A 15268-nucleotide genomic window follows, 5' to 3' on the forward strand; every position below is an offset into this window, starting at 1 on the left:
CACCCGCACCGAGCATCCGAGGAGCCATGGCCAGCATCGCCGTCGTCGCCCACGCCGCATCCGACGTCCGCGTCGAGGAGGTGCCCGAGCCGACGCCGGCCGCCGACGAGGCGGTCGTCGCCGTCGCGTACGGGGGCATCTGCGGCTCCGACCTGCACTACTGGCAGCACGGGGCGGCGGGGGAGTCGATCCTGCGCGAGCCCATGGTGCTGGGCCACGAGGTCTCGGGCGTCGTCGCCGTCGCGGCGGCGGATGGCTCGGGGCCGGCGGTCGGCACGCCCGTGACGGTGCACCCCGCGACGCCCGACTCGTACCTGGGGTCGGCGGCGCGACTGCCGCACCAGGACGGCGCGTTCGCGACGCACGTCGCGCTGCCCACGCGGATGCTGCGCCCGCTGCCCGTGGGCCTCGACCTGCGCACGGCGGCGCTCGCCGAGCCCGCCGCGGTCGCCTGGCACGGCGTGGGGCAGGCGGGCGACGTGCAGGGCCTCCGCGCCCTCGTGATCGGCTCCGGCCCCATCGGCGCGCTCGCGGTCGCGGTGCTGCGGCACCACGGTGCCGCCGAGGTCGTCGCGAGCGACCTGCACGAGCTGCCGATGCGCATCGCCCGCGAGGTCGGCGCCGACCGCACGATCGACGCGCGCGACGCCGAGGCGCTCGCGGCCGTCGAGGCCGACGTCGTCATCGAGTCGTCGGGCACGCTGCCGGGGCTGCACTCCGCCATCCGCGCCGCCCGCCGCGGCGGCACCGTCGTCATGCTGGGTCTGCAGCGCTCCGGCGAGGTCGCCGTGCCGATCGCGACCGCCATCACGCGCGAGCTGCGGCTGGTGGGCTCGTTCCGCTTCGTCGACGAGATCGACGACGTCGTGGCCGCCCTCGCCGACGGCTCGCTCGCCGTCGCCCCCGTCATCACGCACGTACTCGATGCGGCAGCCGCCGTCGAGGCCCTCGACGTCGCCCGCGACGCCTCGGCATCCTCGAAGGTGCTGCTGCGCTTCGCCGCCGCCGACACCGCTGCCGACGACGACCCGAGAGGCTGACATGCCCGTCACCTACCCGCCCATGATCGTGATGGGTGCGCAGGGCACCGGCAAGTCGACGATCGGCGCCGCGCTCGCGGCCCGCCTGAACGTGACGTTCCTCGACGGCGACGACCTGCACCCGCCCGCCAACAAGCAGAAGATGGCGGGCGGCACGCCGCTCACCGACGAGGATCGGGTGCCCTGGCTCAAGACGATCGGCGAGCGCATCGCCGAGGAGCGCGCCGCCGGCCGCATCGTCATCGTCGCGTGCTCGGCGCTCAAGCGCTGGTACCGCGAGCTGCTGCGCTCGAGCGTGCCCGACCTGCTCTTCGTCCACCTGGTCGGCGACCGCGACCTCCTCGCCGAGCGCCTCGCAGGCCGCGACCACGAGTACATGCCGACGACGCTGCTCGACAGCCAGCTCGAGACGCTCGAGCCGCTGGCGGACTGGGAGGGCGGCGTGCGCGTCGACATCGAGCGCACGCCCGAGCAGATCGTCGACGACCTGCAGCGTCTGCTGCAGCGCCGCGCTCGCAGCGACTGACGCCGCGCCCCGCGCGGGCATCCACGCACGACACGACACGGAACGAGCAGCACATGACCGACCTCGTACTCGCATGGGACCTGGGCACGGGAGGGCTGCTGCTGCTCGCCGCAGCCTCCGTCGCCCTGCTGCTCGTGCTCATCATGGCGCTCAAGGTGCACGCGTTCCTCGCGCTCATGCTCACGAGCATCCTCACGGCGATCGCCGCCGGCATCCCGTTCGAGCGGCTCGTCGAGGCGCTCGGATTCGGGTTCAACTCGACGCTCGGCACCGTCATGCTGCTCGTCGCGCTCGGCGCGATGCTCGGGCGCATGATCGAGGCGTCGGGCGGCGCGAAGGTGCTGTCGGATGCGATGATCGCCCGGTTCGGCGAGCACCGGGCCGGACTCGCCCTCTCGGTCGCGAGCCTGCTCATGGGCTTCCCGATCTTCTTCGACGCGGGCCTCGTCGTGATGATGCCGATCATCTACGCCGTCGCGCGCCGCGTCGGCGGATCGTTCCTGTCGATCGCGTTCCCCGCCGCCATCGCCTTCTCGGCGATGCACATCTTCGTGCCGCCGCACCCCGGCCCCGTGTCGGCCTCGGCGATCTACGGCGCCGACGTGGGCCTCGTGCTCATCCTCGGCCTCGTCGTCGCGCTGCCCATCTGGTACGTCGCGGGCGTCGTCGTGGGCTCGCGCATCGGCAACCGCTTCGACATCCCGGTGCCGACGATCCTCGACGCGACGGCGGGCGACGACGATGCCGACGCGTTCCGCTCGTCGCCGTCGGTCGGCCGCATCGTGGGCCTGCTGCTGCTGCCGCTCGTGCTGATCCTGCTGAACACGGGCCTCAACATGGCCGCGTCGTTCCAGCCCGACCCGGATGCGTTCCTCGCGCAGCCGCTCGTCGCGGTGCTGCGCTCGCTCGGTGAGACGCCCATCGCGCTGCTCATCACCGTGTTCGTCTCGATGGGCGTGCTCGGCTGGGGCATGGGCAAGCCCGGATCGCTCGTCGAGCGGCTCGCCGACTCGGCGCTCGGCCCCATCTGCTCCGTCGTGCTCGTGACGGGCGCCGGTGGCATGTTCGGCGGCGTGCTGCGCGCGACCGGCATCGGCGACGCCGTGGCCGAGTCGATGGGCGCCATCGGGCTGCCGGCGATCGTCGCCGCGTTCCTCGTGTCGCTCATCGTGCGCATCGCGCAGGGCTCGGCGACCGTCGCCCTCACGACGGCGGCGTCGCTCATGACGGGCGTCGTGGCCGCGGGCGACTACACGCCTGTGCAGATCGCGGCGATCGTGCTCGCGACCGCGGCCGGATCCGTCGGCTTCAGCCACGTCAACGACTCCGGATTCTGGCTCGTGAGCCGCTTCTTCGGCATGGACATGAAGCAGACGCTGTCGACGTGGACGCTGCTGCAGGGCCTCATGGCCGTGCTCGGCTTCGGCCTGTCGCTCGCGATCTACGCCGTCGGCGGGCTCGTGGGGTAGAGGATGAGCGCATGACCTCCCCCTCCGCGGCGCACGAGCGCGGCGTCCTCGCACTGACGGGCGTCACCGGCACGCTCGGCGGCCTCGTGCTCGAGCAGCTCGCCGACCTCGCTCCCATCGTCGTCGTGCGCGACGCGGCCCGCGCGCCCGAGGGCTTCGAGGTGCGCGTCGCCGCCTACGCCGACGCCGACGAGTGCCGCGCGGCGTTCGCGGGCGTCGAGACGCTGCTGCTCGTGTCGGCATCCGAGTCGCGCACGCGTCGCCTCGACCACGCCACGGTGATCGCCGCCGCCGCCGCGGCGGGCGTCGGGCACGTCGTCTACACGTCGTTCCAGAGCGCGGCGCCCGACGCCACGTTCACGCTCGGCCGCGACCACCACGACGCCGAGCAGGCGCTGCGCGCATCGGGGATGCGGTGGACGTTCCTGCGCGACGGGCTCTACCAGGAGTCGCTCGTGCGGTTCGCCGACGCCGACGGTCTCGTGCGCGGCCCCGCGGGCGACGGGCGCATCGCCGCCGTCTCGCGGCAGGACATCGCCGACGTCGCCGCCGCCGTGCTGCGCGACCCCGCGCCGCACGCAGGGGAGACGTACACGCTCACGGGCCCCGAGGCGCCGACGATCGCCGACGCCATCGCGCGCGGCGGCGTCGCGACCGGGCGCACCCTGCGCTACGAGGACGAGACCGTCGAGGATGCGTACGCGTGGCGCCGCGACGCGTGGGGCGCCGAGGACTGGCAGCTCGACGCGTGGGTCACGACGTACACGGCCATCGCCGACGGCTCGCTCGGCGAGGTCTCGCCCGACGTCGAGCGCGTGCTCGGCCGCCCCGCGCGCTCGATCGAGCAGACCTTCGCGGGCTGAGCGCGGCTGCCGCATCCGACCCGCGACACGCCCGGCACGTCGTCGCTGGTAGCATCGTCGGTCGAGACCTCGGCGAGGGGCGCCCGGCGCGCCCGTGATCGACGCGGTGGCGAGCCACAGGCTGCCTCCCGCGTGCGAGTCGAGGACCGACGACCACCCGGCCCATCGGGTCGAAGACAGGGAGCATCACCATGAGCAGCGACGACAACACGCTCGCCACCGAGATCCGCACGCAGTTCGGCAAGGGTGCGGCCCGCCGCCTCCGCGCCGCAGGCAAGATCCCCGCGGTCCTCTACGGCCACGGCACCGAGCCGCGCCACCTGGCGCTCGACGGCCACGCCGTCTTCCTCCTCGTGCGCAAGGCCAACGCCGTGCTCGACCTCCAGATCGAGGGCGAGTCGCAGCTGGCGCTCGTGAAGGACATCCAGCGCAACCCCGTGCTCCAGGGCATCCCCGCGCTCGAGCACCTCGACCTCATCGTCGTGCGCCGCGGCGAGAAGGTCCAGGTCGACGTGCCCGTGCACGTCGAGGGCGAGTCGGCTCCCGGCACGATCCACAACCTCGAGAACACGACGCTGCTGCTCGAGGTCGAGGCGCTGCACATCCCCGAGAACGTCGTCGTCTCCGTCGAGGGCCTCGAGGAGGGCGCGCAGATCCACGCCTCCGACGTCGCGCTGCCCAAGGGCGCCGAGCTCGTCACCGACCCCGAGACGCTCGTCGTGGGCGTCACGGTGCCGCCGGCCCCCGTGCTCGAGGACGAGGACGCCGCCGAGGCGCCCGCCGAGGGCGAGACGGCCGAGGCTGCCGACGAGGCCGCCGAGTCGACGGACGCCGAGTAGCACTCGTCTCGCACGACGCGCATGGCTGACGCGTGGCTGGTGGTCGGGCTCGGGAACCCCGGGCCCGACTACCAGCGCACGCGCCACAACGTGGGCGTCGACGTGCTCGACGAGCTGTGCTCGCGAGCCGGCGTCACGCGTTCGCGGCACCGCAAGGCGGTCGCGAGCGTGGGCGAGCGCCGCATCGTGGGAGGCCCGAAGGTCGTCTTCGCCTTCCCCGAGACCTACATGAACCGATCCGGCGGACCTGTCGCATCGCTCATGGACTACTACTCGGTGCCCATCGAGCAGGTCATCGTCGTGCATGACGAGCTCGACCTGCCGCTCGGCACCGTGCGCCTCAAGCGCGGCGGCGGCGCCGGTGGCCACAACGGCCTCAAGGACGTCATCGCCGCCCGCGGCGCCGACTTCATCCGGGTGCGCGTCGGCATCGGCCGCCCGCCCGGCAGGCAGGATCCTGCCGACTTCGTGCTCAAGCGCTTCAGCGGCACCGAGCAGCAGGAGCTGCCGTTCATGGTCGACGCCGCCGCCGACGCCGTCGAGCACGTGCTGCGCGACGGGCTCGTGCCGGCGCAGCAGGCCCTGCACTCGCCGTAGCGGCGACTCGTCGTCGGTGCATCGCGGCCGCGACTAGCATGGAGCGTCGACCGGGAGGGGATCGGATGCGTCTTCGACAGCGTGCGGTGCGCGGCATCGCCGCGTCCGCTGCCGCAGCGGCGCTCGTCGTCGGGCTCGCCGGCTGCGTGGGCGGCGACACGAACGACGGACCCACGGGGCCCAACGGCTACGACCTCGGTGCCACGATCGGCGACGACGTGCGCGTGTGGTGGGACGTCAGCGAGACGACCGGCACGACCGACGTCATCCTCGAGCGCGCGGGCGAGTCGCAGCCGCTCGGCGTGTGCCTCGGCTCGAGCGGCACGATCTGCGTCATGGGCGACCCGGCCGTCGAGCCGTACGTCGCGTTCTTCGGCCCGCAGGGTGCCGCAGCGCAGATGTCGTTCAACGGCCAGGTCATCGACATGGCCGTCGTCGAGGGCACGCCCGCCGACGGTGCGGGCATCTACGTCGCGGCCGGCCTGCCGGTCGACCCGTCGACGCTGCAGCTGGGCTTCACGATCACGGACGCTGCGGGCGCGGTGGTCTGGCAGCAGTGAGCCTCGCGCCACTGCTCGCCGTCCTCGAGGAGACGGCGCTCGCCGACGCTCGTCGCCGCATCGCGGTCGGTGGTGCGTTCACGGTCGCGGAGGGCATGCGCTCGCCGCTGCTCGCCGCGATCGCATCCACCGATCGTCCGCTGCTCGTCGTCACGTCGACGAAGCGCGAGGCGGATGCGCTCGTCGCCGAGCTCGGCGCGTGGGTGCCTGGCGCGACGGTCGTGGGCTTCCCCGCGTGGGAGACGTTGCCGCACGAGCGGCTGAGCCCGAGCCCCGAGACGGTCGGCCAGCGGTGGCGGGCGCTGCACGACGTGCGCACGCGGCCGGCGGGCACGCCCGCCATCGTCGTGGCCTCCGCCCGTGCGGCGCTGCAGCCGACGCCCCTCGGCCTCGCCGACACGCAGGCGATCGTGCTCGAGTCGGGGCAGCGCGGCGTCGACCTCGCCGACCTCACGCGTGCCCTCGTCGCCCACGCCTACCAGCGCGTCGACATGGTGACGCGGCGCGGCGAGTTCGCCGTGCGCGGCGGCATCCTCGACGTCTTCAGCCCCGCCGAGGAGCACCCGATCCGCGTCGACCTGTTCGGCGACGAGGTCGAGCAGCTGCGGTGGTTCCGCGTCGCCGACCAGCGCTCCGATCCCGAGGTCGTGCCGCTCATCGAGCTGCCGCCCGCGCGTGAGCTGCTGCTCACCGACGACGTGCGCGCCCGCGCCGAGCGGCTGCAGCGCGAGCTGCCCGCGATGGAGGGCATGCTCGAGAAGATCGCGAACGGCATCGTCGTCGAGGGCATGGAGTCGCTCGCGCCGCTGCTGCTGCCGCAGCTCGTGCCGCTCACGCACCACCTGCCCGACGTCGCGGTCGCCGTGATCGGCCCCGAGCGCGTGCGCGACCGCGTCGCGATCCTCGACGACACGAACCGGGAGTTCCTCGAGGCCGCGTGGTCGGCGGCCGCGGCGGGCGCGCAGGTGCCCGTCGACCTCGCAGCCGGCGGCTTCCTCGAGCTCGGCGACCTGCGCGACGCCGCCGACGGCCCCTGGTACGCGCTCTCGGCGTTCGGCACCGACCTCACCGACGACGGCGCCGAGCTCATCGCGAGCATCCCGAACCCCATCGGCCAGGGCGCGGACGCCGCGGTCGACGCCGTCGTCGCGCTCGCACGCGACGGCTGGCGCGTCGTCGTGACCGCCGCCGGCCACGGCACGGGCGAGCGCGCCGCATCCGTGCTCGCCGAGCGCGGCGTCGCCGCCCGCCAGGCCGACGAGCTGCCCGCCGACCTCGAGGCCGGCGTCGTGCACGTGGCGAAGGCGAACGTCGAGCACGGCTTCCGCGTCGCCGACGCACGCATCGCGCTCGTGAGCGAGGCCGAGCTCTTCGGCCGCGCCGTCGGCGTCGACTCCCGCGCCCCGCGCCGCCTCGCGACACGCCGCGGCACCGTCGTCGACCCGCTGCAGCTGAAGCCCGGCGACCTCGTCGTGCACGAGACGCACGGCATCGGCCGCTTCATCGAGCTCACGCAGCGCACCGTCTCCTCCGGCGGCCGCAACCCCACGCAGACGGTGCGCGAGTACCTCGTGCTCGAGTACGCGGCGTCGAAGCGCGGCCAGCCCGGCGACCGCCTGTCGATCCCCACCGACCAGCTCGACCAGCTGTCGCGCTACGTCGGCGGCGAGAGCCCGCAGCTGTCGCGCATGGGCGGCAGCGAGTGGCAGGCCGCGAAGTCGAAGGCGCGAAAGGCCGTGCGCGACATCGCCGTCGAGCTCGTGAAGCTCTACGCGGCGCGCATGGCGTCGAAGGGCCACGCGTTCGGCCCCGACACCCCGTGGCAGCACGAGCTCGAGGATGCGTTCCCGTACGCCGAGACCCCCGATCAGCTGACGACGATCGACGAGGTCAAGCGCGACATGGAGCGCGAGGTGCCCATGGACCGCCTGCTGTCGGGCGACGTCGGCTTCGGCAAGACCGAGGTCGCCGTGCGCGCGGCGTTCAAGGCCATCCAGGACGGCAAGCAGGTCGCGATGCTCGTGCCGACGACGCTGCTCGTGCGCCAGCACCACGAGACGTTCACGGCGCGCTTCGCCGGCTTCCCCGTGCAGGTCGCGGCGCTGAGCCGCTTCCAGACGAACGCCGAGGCGAAGGCCACGATCCAGGGGGTCATCGACGGCACCGTCGACATGGTCGTCGGCACGCACCGCATCCTCACGGACGCCGTGAGGTTCAAGGACCTCGGCCTCGTCATCATCGACGAGGAGCAGCGCTTCGGCGTCGAGCACAAGGATCTGCTCAAGCAGATGAAGACGAACGTCGACGTGCTGTCGATGTCGGCGACGCCCATCCCGCGCACGCTCGAGATGGCGGTCACGGGCATCCGCGAGATGTCGACGCTCGCGACGGCGCCCGAGGCCAGGCACCCCATCCTCACGTTCGTCGGTGCGCACTCCGACCAGCAGGTCGCGGCCGCCATCCGCCGCGAGCTGCTGCGCGAGGGCCAGGTGTTCTTCGTGCACAACCGCGTCTCGTCGATCGCCCGCACGGCGGCGCGCATCTCGGAGCTCGTGCCCGAGGCGCGCATCGCCATCGCGCACGGCAAGATGAACGAGCACCAGCTCGAGCAGGTCATCGTCGACTTCTGGGAGCGTCGCTTCGACGTGCTCGTGTCGACGACGATCGTCGAGACGGGCCTCGACATCCCCAACGCGAACACGCTCATCGTCGACCGCGCCGAGCGCTACGGCCTCAGCCAGCTGCACCAGCTGCGCGGCCGCGTCGGCCGTGGCCGCGAGCGCGCGTACGCGTACTTCCTCTACGACGCCGAGACGCCGCTGTCGGAGACGGCGCACGACCGCCTCGAGACCATCGCGGTGCACAACGAGCTCGGCGCCGGCATGCAGGTCGCGATGAAGGACCTCGAGATCCGCGGCGCCGGCAACCTGCTCGGCGGCGAGCAGTCGGGCCACATCGCGGGCGTCGGCTTCGACCTGTACCTGCGGATGGTGGGCGAGGCGGTGTCGACGTTCCGCGGCGACGCCGAGGACGCGCCGCGCGAGCTGCGCCTCGAGCTGCCCGTCGACGCCGTGATCCCCGAGTCGTACCTCGACGCCGAGCGCCTGCGCCTCGAGGCGTACCAGAAGCTCTCGGCCGCGGCATCGTCGGCGTCGGACACCGCGATCGACACGGTCGCCGACGAGCTGCAGGACCGCTACGGCCCGCCGCCGCAGCAGGTCACGACCCTGCTCGCGATGGCGCGCCTGCGCCGCCAGGCGATGCAGGCGAGGCTCTCGGAGGTCATCACCGTGGGCCCGAACCTGCGCGTCGGCCCCGCCGACCTGCCCGAGTCGCTGCAGCTGCGCCTGCGCCGCATGTACCCGACGGCCAAGTGGAACGCCTCCGCGCACTCGCTGCTCGTGCCCGTGCCCACCGCCGGCGGCGGACGGCTCGCGGGCACGCAGGCGCAGCCGCTGCCCGACGCCGAGCTCATCGACTGGGTGTCGCAGCTGCTCACGGCGCTCTTCCCGCCGCCGAAGGCAGACGCGCCCGTGCGGCTGGACGCCGACGGGCACCCCATCGAGGCCGAGGAGCGCTGACGTGACCGACGACGCGACGACGGATGCCGTGCCCGGTGCGGCGGAGGCGTTCGGCGAGCTCGTCGACGTCGTCGCGCGGCTGCGCAGGCCGGGCGGCTGCCCGTGGGATGCGGAGCAGACCCACGAGAGCCTCGTGACGTACCTCGTCGAGGAGGCCTACGAGCTCGTCGACGCCATCGAGTCGGGCGACGTCGCGGGCATCCGCGAGGAGCTCGGCGACGTGCTCTACCAGGTGCTCTTCCACGCCGACATCGCCGCGGTCGACGAGGGCTTCGACGTCGCCGACGTCGCGCGCGACACGGCCGAGAAGATGCGCTCGCGGCATCCGCACGTCTTCGGCGACGCGCAGGTGTCGGGGGTCGACGACGTCGTGGCGTCGTGGGATGCGCTGAAGAAGGCCGAGAAGTCGCAGCGCGAGAGCGCGCTCGACGGCATCCCGCCGGGTCTGCCCGCGCTGGCGCTCGCGCAGAAGACGCTGCAGCGGGCGCGCAAGGGCGGGCTCGTGACGCCGCCCGAGGCTTCGACTGCCGCGCCGGCGACCGAGGCCGAGCTCGGCGCCGCGCTGCTCGCGATCGTCGAGCAGGCGGGCGCCCACGGCCTCGACGCCGAGCGTGCGCTGCGCCTCGCGGTGCGTGACCGCGACGCGGCGCTGCGGGCGCAGGAGCGCGCCGCGCGCACCGCCGAGGCATGACGCCCGAGCGAGCGCGAGCGCTCACGATGCGCGCGCACGCGGCGTTCGTCGTGTGGATCGCGACGTGCGGCCTGCTCGTGCTCGTGGCGGTGCTCATCGTCGCCTCGGTGCTCGCGGGATCGATCCACACGCCGCCGGCGACGTTGCTGGCCGCGCCCGCGCTCCTGTGGATCGCGACCTGGGTGGGTCTGACGTTCGGCACCGTGTGGTGGTATCGCCGGGGCATCGCCGCAGCGGCGGCATCGCCCGACCTCGAGCAGCGCGAGCGCGCGGGGCGGCTCATGCAGGTGCGACCGATCTTCGTCGGCAGGAACCTCTCGGGCGTCGACCTGGCGGGGCTGCCCGAGACGCGCGTCGCGCGGTGGCTGCACTCGTGGTGGCCGATGGTGTGCCATCTCGTCGGCCTCGCCCTCGTGCTGCTCGCGGCGGCTGGCTCGCGCTGACGGCGCCCGGGCGCGCTCGCTAGGGTCGGTGGACCGAACGGGGGAGGCGCGGATGCCGTGGCTGGAGGTGCTGCTCGCCGTCGTCGGCGGCGTCGCGCTCGGCGGCCTGCTGCTGCTCGGCCGCACGCGGCTGTCGCGCAACGGCATCGGGCTGGCCTGGATCCTCGTCGCCTTCGGCGGCGCCATCGTCGTGCTCGCGTTCGCGTCGCAGCCGCTGCTCGTCATGCTCGTCGCGACGGCCGTCGCCGCCGTCGTCGCGCTCGTCTGCGCGCCGTGGGCGGTCGGGCTGGTCGATCCCGAGCTGCGCGCCCTGCCGTACTGGTCGCGCCTGCGCACCGACGCGCGCCTCCGCGCCGACGAGATGCGCCGTGCCGCGCGCCCCGAGCACGACCTGCCCGAGCGCCGCGACCTCTCGACGCCCGACGACTGAGTCGGCGGCTCGCGGGTTGCGGGCCGCGATCACCTGCGCAGGGGTGTGCGGGTGCGGTGCCGCCTGGGGTAGGCAGAGGTGACGCGCCAGCGTCGGGGCCGGGTGCGTGGTCGGCGGCCACGTGTGGTCGGCGGTGTCGACGGGTCGGTGGGGTGGTCGGCGGGCTCGGTGATCGTCGGCTGCGGTGCGCGCGTGATCGTGAGGGCACCGCGGTGGAGCTCGGTGTGGTGGTGCTGGCAGAGCAGGATGCCGTTGTCGACGTCGGTGTCGCCGCCGTACGACCACGGTGTGACGTGGTGCGTCTCGCACCATCCCGGCGGCGCGGTGCAGCCGGGGGCTCGGCAGTGGCGGTCGCGAGCGACGATCGCGCGGCGTTGGGACTTGGAGAACAGGCGCCGCTTGCGGCCCATCCGCAGCGGCTGACCGGCGTCGTCCTGCACGAGGATCTGCACGAAGGAGTCGCAGAGGTATCGGGCGGCGATCGAGACCGGCACCGTCTCGCCGGTGCGGGACAGGGTCGGGAGGTCCTCGAGCGTCGTCGCGGGCTGCCCGGCGAGGACGTCGGCGGCGACGGTGATCGTGAGCGTGGGCGCCTCGCCGCAGATCCGCGGCGCGGACGCCTCCGCGTGCCGGTTCACGATCGCGACGAACGCGTCGAGCCGCCGCTGCTCCATCGTGCGGTCGTCGATGGGCTGCTCGATCGGGTTGCCGTCCGCATCGAGCACGGGCTCGTCGGTCGCGCCGCACGCGTCCTCGAACACGACTCGGCGCGGCTTGACCTCCGCGTCGAAGCACGCCGCGATGACCTCCTGCTGGTCGTCGGTGCAGTGCCCGCGAATGTCGTACCCGCCACGACTCGACCTGGTGAAGGCGAGGTAGCGGTCGGCGAGCTGCTGCTCGTACCGGGGCTCGTCGCCGTCGGGGTCGATGTGGTCGAGGCACCGCTTCGCCAACACGGTCAGCGTCTCGGGGACGGCCGGCTCGACATCGTCGACGTGCGTGCCGCAGCCGACGGACACGAGGAGGCGCTCCGCATCCTCGACGTCCTCCGCCGACGCGCGACCGTGGTGCTTGTCGAGGCCCGACGTGATCGCGTGCGCCTGCGGCACCGACAGCCACCCCTGTGCCAGCGCTGCCGCGACCTCGGGGTACCGGATGGGGATCGTGCCGCCGGAGATCGCGACCATCTCGCTCGTCGCCGACGCCACGGCACGCAGCTGCTTCGCCTCCGACCAGCGCACGCCGATCTTCGCCTGCAGCATCCGCTCGACGGAGCCGTAGCCCGCGCAGCGCACGAGGGACTCGTCGGCCGGCCGGTGGTCCGATCTCGCGGCGGCCTCCGCGGCAGCGCGCACGATCGCGGCGTCGATGGCGCGGCGGCGAGCAGCGAGCTCATCGATCGCGACGAGCAGCTCGGCGTCGGGCAGCGACGCGAAGGAGGCTTCGAGGGCGATCAGCGCGTCGACGACTCCCGTCTCGACCTGCCCCTGATCGCGCATCCCGACACCGCCTTCCGATGCCTCCAGTATACCATCGAATCGAAGATATGTTCGAAGGATCGGGCTCTTGTGGACAACGCAAGGCGACCCGATTCCAGGTGTCCTGCACCGATCGGGGATCGGTCGCGTCAGTCCGAGGCCGACGCCCCGACCCCGATGCGCGGCACCGGCCGCTCGAGACCCTCGCGCGGCCGCCAGCGCGCCCGCCCGACGATCGCGACGAGCGCGATGCCCACGACGAACGCGAGCAGCACCTGCCCGGTCGGCACGACCAGCTCGCCGATGCCGCCGTGCACGGCCGGGTCGAGGAACGGGTAGGGGATCCATCCGTCGAGCAGCCCGCCGCGCACCCACGACAGCGCGAGGTACGCGATCGGGTACGCCATCCACGCGGGGATGCAGCGGCCCACGCGCAGCGGCCGCTGCGTCGGCACGAGCAGCCAGTCGAGCGCCATGAGCACCGGGATGAGCCGGTGCTGCACGAAGCTCGGGTACTCGACGGTGAAGCCCAGCGCCTCCTCGGGCGACGCGAGCAGCACGGCCCACACGAGGCCCGTGAGCACGATGTACGCCGTCGTGGCGCCGCGCAGGGCGTCGAACCAGCGCGGCCGACCCTCGGGGCGCAGCAGCATCCAGGCGACGACCGCGAGCACGAGCAGGTTCGACTGCACCGTGAAGTAGCCGAGGTGCTCGCTGATGCGCTCGCCCTCGCCGGCGACGGTCACGAGGTTCCAGACCTCGGCCGAGATGCCGGCGAGCAGCACGGTGGTGCGCAGCGCGACGACGAGCGTCGAGCGGTCGGTGAGTCCTCGCGACGTCGTCGTCATCATGCGCTCATCGTGGCACGCGCGACGGCGATCGCCGCGTCACGCGCACCCCGACTCGCGCCTAGCCCTGGCGGCCCTTCATGCGCGGGTTGCGCTTGTTGATGACGAAGACCGTGCCGCGGCGGCGCACGACCTGCGCGCCGGGCTGCTTCGCGAGCGACTTGAGGGATGCGCGCACCTTCACGAGTGCCTCCGATTCCGTGTCATGATGAGAACGGTTATCAGTAAAGCAGGTGGAGCCAGCATGCATCCCGACGTCGCCGTCATGGTCCTCGGCGTGAGCGACGACGTGCGCGCACGGCACGCCACGAGGCTCGCCGCCGCCACGAGCACGCCGCTCGTGCCCGCGCTCGCGATCGAGCACGCCGCGATCGACGGCATCGCCGAGGCGCTCGTGCCCGGGGGAGGCGTCGTCGTCGACGTGCCCACCGACGTGCAGCCGATGCACGTCGTCGGGATGCTCGCCGACGCCGACCAGCCCGGCGCGATCGAATGCGTCGTCGACGCCCCGACGCTCGTGCGGCTGCTCGGCCTCGACGGCGGGCCGCCGTGCGGCTGCGGCCGCGCCCAGCGGCTCGTCGAGCAGCTCGAGCAGGCCACCATCGCGACGATCGTCGGCTGGCACCCCATCGACACCCCGATGCTCAGCACGATCATGGCGCTCGTCGCGCACGTCGCGCCCAGGGCGCGGCTGCGCCTCGACCGCGGCGTCGTCGACCCGCCCGCCGGCACGCGCATCCGCGCCGTGCACGACCATCCGGGGTGGACGTGCGTGCTGAACGGCGACCACGACCCGCACATGACCGACCCGCGCGTCGCCGCGATGCGCTTCGAGCACGTGCGCCCGCTGCATCCCGCCCGCCTCGTCGCCGCGCTCGAGGCGCTCGGCAGCGGTCGGCACGGCGTCGTCGTGCGCTCGGCCGGCTTCGTGGCGCTCGCGACCCGGCCCGGGCGCACGGGGTGGTGGGATCAGGCGGCCGGCTCGTTCGCGGTGCACGCGCTCGAGACCGACCCCGACGACCCGCTCGCGCTCGGCCAGGACCTCGCGATCATCGGCGTCGACCTCGATCACGCAGGCGTCGCCGCGATCCTCGCGGCGGCGGCGCTCACCGACGACGAGCTCGCCGCAGGCCCGCATGCGTGGGCCCGCTACGCGGATCCGCTGCCGGCGTGGACGCCGGCCTCGACCGGCTGAGCCGGCGCGGCCTGGTCCTCGGGCGGCACGGCGGGGCCCGCATCCCGCGTGCGCAGCCGCGTCGTCGGCCCCGACCCGGGTGGCCCGAGCAGCGCCACGAGCACGACGAGCCCCATGAGGATGCCGAGCACGCCCGTCGTCTGCACGGCGACGCCGAGCCAGCCGTCGGCCGCGACGGGGTTGAGGAACGGGTAGAGCCACGCGCCGATCTGCTGCGCGACGATGACGGCGACGACGGCGTAGATCGCCGGGTAGATGAGCCACGTCCACGCGCGACGCCGCCTCGTGCGCGTGCGACCGGGCGTCAGCGCCCAGTCGAGCACCATCGCGAGCGGCACGAGCTGATGCTGCACGAGGCTCTGGAACGGCTCCGCCGGGTTGAGGAACGACCCCGGCTCGAGCACCGTCACGTACGTGACGCCCGCGAGCAGCACCCACGTCGTCACGGCCGCGCGCAGCCAGTCGAACCACGCCGGGCGATGCGTCGCGGGCTGCGCCACGAGCCAGATGGCGACGACGCCCGACAGCACGCTCGCCTGCGTCGTGAAGTACGAGAAGTGCACGACGAGCGAGGCGCCCAGGTCGAGCAGCACGCCCACGCGCCGCGCCTCCGCCGCCACGACCATGCCGACGATCGCGAGCCGCAGCAGCTGCGACGCGACGCCGTGGTCGCGCAGGAGCGGTCTGCGGAGGCGGAAGGCCATCCCT

General features: G+C 73.4%; 16 protein-coding genes. 12 read left to right on the plus strand and 4 right to left on the minus strand.

The genetic code is table 11. The features are described 5' to 3' along the window. Nucleotides 1-26: 26 nt before the first annotated feature. From BLQ67_RS12510 to BLQ67_RS12560, 11 genes are all read left to right on the plus strand, one after another. Nucleotides 27-1040, plus strand: coding sequence for a zinc-binding dehydrogenase (locus tag BLQ67_RS12510; protein ID WP_092505538.1), 1014 nt, complete (start codon nucleotides 27-29; stop codon nucleotides 1038-1040). Nucleotide 1041: 1 nt separating this feature from the next. Beyond that, on the plus strand, nucleotides 1042-1566 hold the full coding sequence (locus BLQ67_RS12515) for a gluconokinase (protein ID WP_231945046.1): 525 nt from the start codon (nucleotides 1042-1044) through the stop codon (nucleotides 1564-1566). Nucleotides 1567-1619: 53 nt separating this feature from the next. Continuing rightward, nucleotides 1620-3035, plus strand: coding sequence for a GntP family permease (locus BLQ67_RS12520; RefSeq protein ID WP_092505540.1), 1416 nt, complete (start codon nucleotides 1620-1622; stop codon nucleotides 3033-3035). 11 nt (nucleotides 3036-3046) lie between these two features. Beyond that, nucleotides 3047-3898 (plus strand): NAD(P)H-binding protein, encoded by an 852-nt coding sequence (locus tag BLQ67_RS12525; RefSeq protein WP_092505542.1) that lies wholly within the window; start codon nucleotides 3047-3049, stop codon nucleotides 3896-3898. Between the two features lie 191 nt (nucleotides 3899-4089). Continuing rightward, on the plus strand, nucleotides 4090-4737 hold the full coding sequence (locus tag BLQ67_RS12530; RefSeq protein ID WP_092505544.1) for a 50S ribosomal protein L25/general stress protein Ctc: 648 nt from the start codon (nucleotides 4090-4092) through the stop codon (nucleotides 4735-4737). A 21-nt stretch (nucleotides 4738-4758) separates the two neighbouring features. Continuing rightward, nucleotides 4759-5334, plus strand: coding sequence for an aminoacyl-tRNA hydrolase (gene pth, locus BLQ67_RS12535; RefSeq protein ID WP_092505546.1), 576 nt, complete (start codon nucleotides 4759-4761; stop codon nucleotides 5332-5334). Nucleotides 5335-5399: 65 nt separating this feature from the next. After that, nucleotides 5400-5894 (plus strand): hypothetical protein, encoded by a 495-nt coding sequence (locus BLQ67_RS12540; protein ID WP_157674837.1) that lies wholly within the window; start codon nucleotides 5400-5402, stop codon nucleotides 5892-5894. Then, the gene (gene mfd / locus BLQ67_RS12545; RefSeq protein ID WP_092505550.1) at nucleotides 5891-9475 is read left to right on the plus strand and encodes a transcription-repair coupling factor; all 3585 of its coding nucleotides are present in this window, start codon (nucleotides 5891-5893) and stop codon (nucleotides 9473-9475) included. Before BLQ67_RS12540 ends, mfd begins: the two co-directional genes overlap by 4 nt. Before the next feature lies 1 nt (nucleotide 9476). Next, complete coding sequence (locus BLQ67_RS12550; RefSeq protein ID WP_092505552.1) at nucleotides 9477-10166, plus strand: MazG family protein; 690 nt, start codon at nucleotides 9477-9479, stop codon at nucleotides 10164-10166. Beyond that, nucleotides 10163-10609 (plus strand): hypothetical protein, encoded by a 447-nt coding sequence (locus BLQ67_RS12555; protein ID WP_092505554.1) that lies wholly within the window; start codon nucleotides 10163-10165, stop codon nucleotides 10607-10609. Before BLQ67_RS12550 ends, BLQ67_RS12555 begins: the two co-directional genes overlap by 4 nt. Nucleotides 10610-10661: 52 nt before the next feature. Continuing rightward, nucleotides 10662-11039 carry a hypothetical protein gene (locus BLQ67_RS12560; protein ID WP_092505556.1) on the plus strand — a complete coding sequence of 126 codons (378 nt, stop codon included), beginning with the start codon at nucleotides 10662-10664 and terminating at the stop codon, nucleotides 11037-11039. Nucleotides 11040-11068: 29 nt separating this feature from the next. Here the strand turns inward: BLQ67_RS12560 and BLQ67_RS12565 are convergent, their stop codons facing one another. The 3 genes from BLQ67_RS12565 to ykgO all read right to left on the minus strand — a co-directional run bounded on the left by BLQ67_RS12565 (nucleotide 11069) and on the right by ykgO (nucleotide 13549). Continuing rightward, the gene (locus tag BLQ67_RS12565; protein ID WP_172802328.1) at nucleotides 11069-12538 is read right to left on the minus strand and encodes an HNH endonuclease signature motif containing protein; all 1470 of its coding nucleotides are present in this window, start codon (nucleotides 12536-12538) and stop codon (nucleotides 11069-11071) included. 128 nt (nucleotides 12539-12666) lie between these two features. Beyond that, nucleotides 12667-13368, minus strand: coding sequence for a Pr6Pr family membrane protein (locus tag BLQ67_RS16635; RefSeq protein ID WP_172802329.1), 702 nt, complete (start codon nucleotides 13366-13368; stop codon nucleotides 12667-12669). Between the two features lie 58 nt (nucleotides 13369-13426). Further along, a complete protein-coding gene (gene ykgO / locus BLQ67_RS12570) occupies nucleotides 13427-13549 on the minus strand; it encodes a type B 50S ribosomal protein L36 (RefSeq protein ID WP_092505560.1) in 123 nt (40 codons plus the stop codon). Between the two features lie 60 nt (nucleotides 13550-13609). On the opposite strand from ykgO, the gene BLQ67_RS12575 reads away from it, so the two are divergent. Further along, nucleotides 13610-14560: a GTP-binding protein gene (locus BLQ67_RS12575; protein WP_157674838.1), complete on the plus strand. Its 951-nt coding sequence runs from the start codon at nucleotides 13610-13612 to the stop codon at nucleotides 14558-14560. Here the strand turns inward: BLQ67_RS12575 and BLQ67_RS12580 are convergent. Then, nucleotides 14515-15264 carry a Pr6Pr family membrane protein gene (locus BLQ67_RS12580; protein ID WP_092505564.1) on the minus strand — a complete coding sequence of 250 codons (750 nt, stop codon included), beginning with the start codon at nucleotides 15262-15264 and terminating at the stop codon, nucleotides 14515-14517. The two genes, BLQ67_RS12575 and BLQ67_RS12580, sit on opposite strands and share 46 nt — an antisense overlap. Nucleotides 15265-15268 lie beyond the last annotated feature (4 nt).

The sequence above is a fragment of the Agrococcus jejuensis genome (assembly GCF_900099705.1).
Classification (GTDB): Bacteria; Actinomycetota; Actinomycetes; order Actinomycetales; family Microbacteriaceae; genus Agrococcus; species Agrococcus jejuensis.

Bases quoted from the DNA above. Each gene is read 5' to 3' on its own strand.
- BLQ67_RS12510 (WP_092505538.1), top strand. From the start codon at position 27: ATGGCCAGCATCGCCGTCGTCGCCCACGCCGCATCCGACGTCCGCGTC.
- BLQ67_RS12560 (WP_092505556.1), top strand. From the start codon at position 10,662: ATGCCGTGGCTGGAGGTGCTGCTCGCCGTCGTCGGCGGCGTCGCGCTC.
- pth (WP_092505546.1), top strand. From the start codon at position 4,759: ATGGCTGACGCGTGGCTGGTGGTCGGGCTCGGGAACCCCGGGCCCGAC.
- BLQ67_RS16635 (WP_172802329.1), bottom strand. From the start codon at position 13,368: ATGATGACGACGACGTCGCGAGGACTCACCGACCGCTCGACGCTCGTC.
- BLQ67_RS12515 (WP_231945046.1), top strand. From the start codon at position 1,042: ATGCCCGTCACCTACCCGCCCATGATCGTGATGGGTGCGCAGGGCACC.
- BLQ67_RS12530 (WP_092505544.1), top strand. From the start codon at position 4,090: ATGAGCAGCGACGACAACACGCTCGCCACCGAGATCCGCACGCAGTTC.
- BLQ67_RS12565 (WP_172802328.1), bottom strand. From the start codon at position 12,538: ATGCGCGATCAGGGGCAGGTCGAGACGGGAGTCGTCGACGCGCTGATC.
- BLQ67_RS12525 (WP_092505542.1), top strand. From the start codon at position 3,047: ATGACCTCCCCCTCCGCGGCGCACGAGCGCGGCGTCCTCGCACTGACG.
- BLQ67_RS12575 (WP_157674838.1), top strand. From the start codon at position 13,610: ATGCATCCCGACGTCGCCGTCATGGTCCTCGGCGTGAGCGACGACGTG.
- BLQ67_RS12555 (WP_092505554.1), top strand. From the start codon at position 10,163: ATGACGCCCGAGCGAGCGCGAGCGCTCACGATGCGCGCGCACGCGGCG.
- BLQ67_RS12520 (WP_092505540.1), top strand. From the start codon at position 1,620: ATGACCGACCTCGTACTCGCATGGGACCTGGGCACGGGAGGGCTGCTG.
- BLQ67_RS12540 (WP_157674837.1), top strand. From the start codon at position 5,400: ATGCGTCTTCGACAGCGTGCGGTGCGCGGCATCGCCGCGTCCGCTGCC.
- BLQ67_RS12580 (WP_092505564.1), bottom strand. From the start codon at position 15,264: ATGGCCTTCCGCCTCCGCAGACCGCTCCTGCGCGACCACGGCGTCGCG.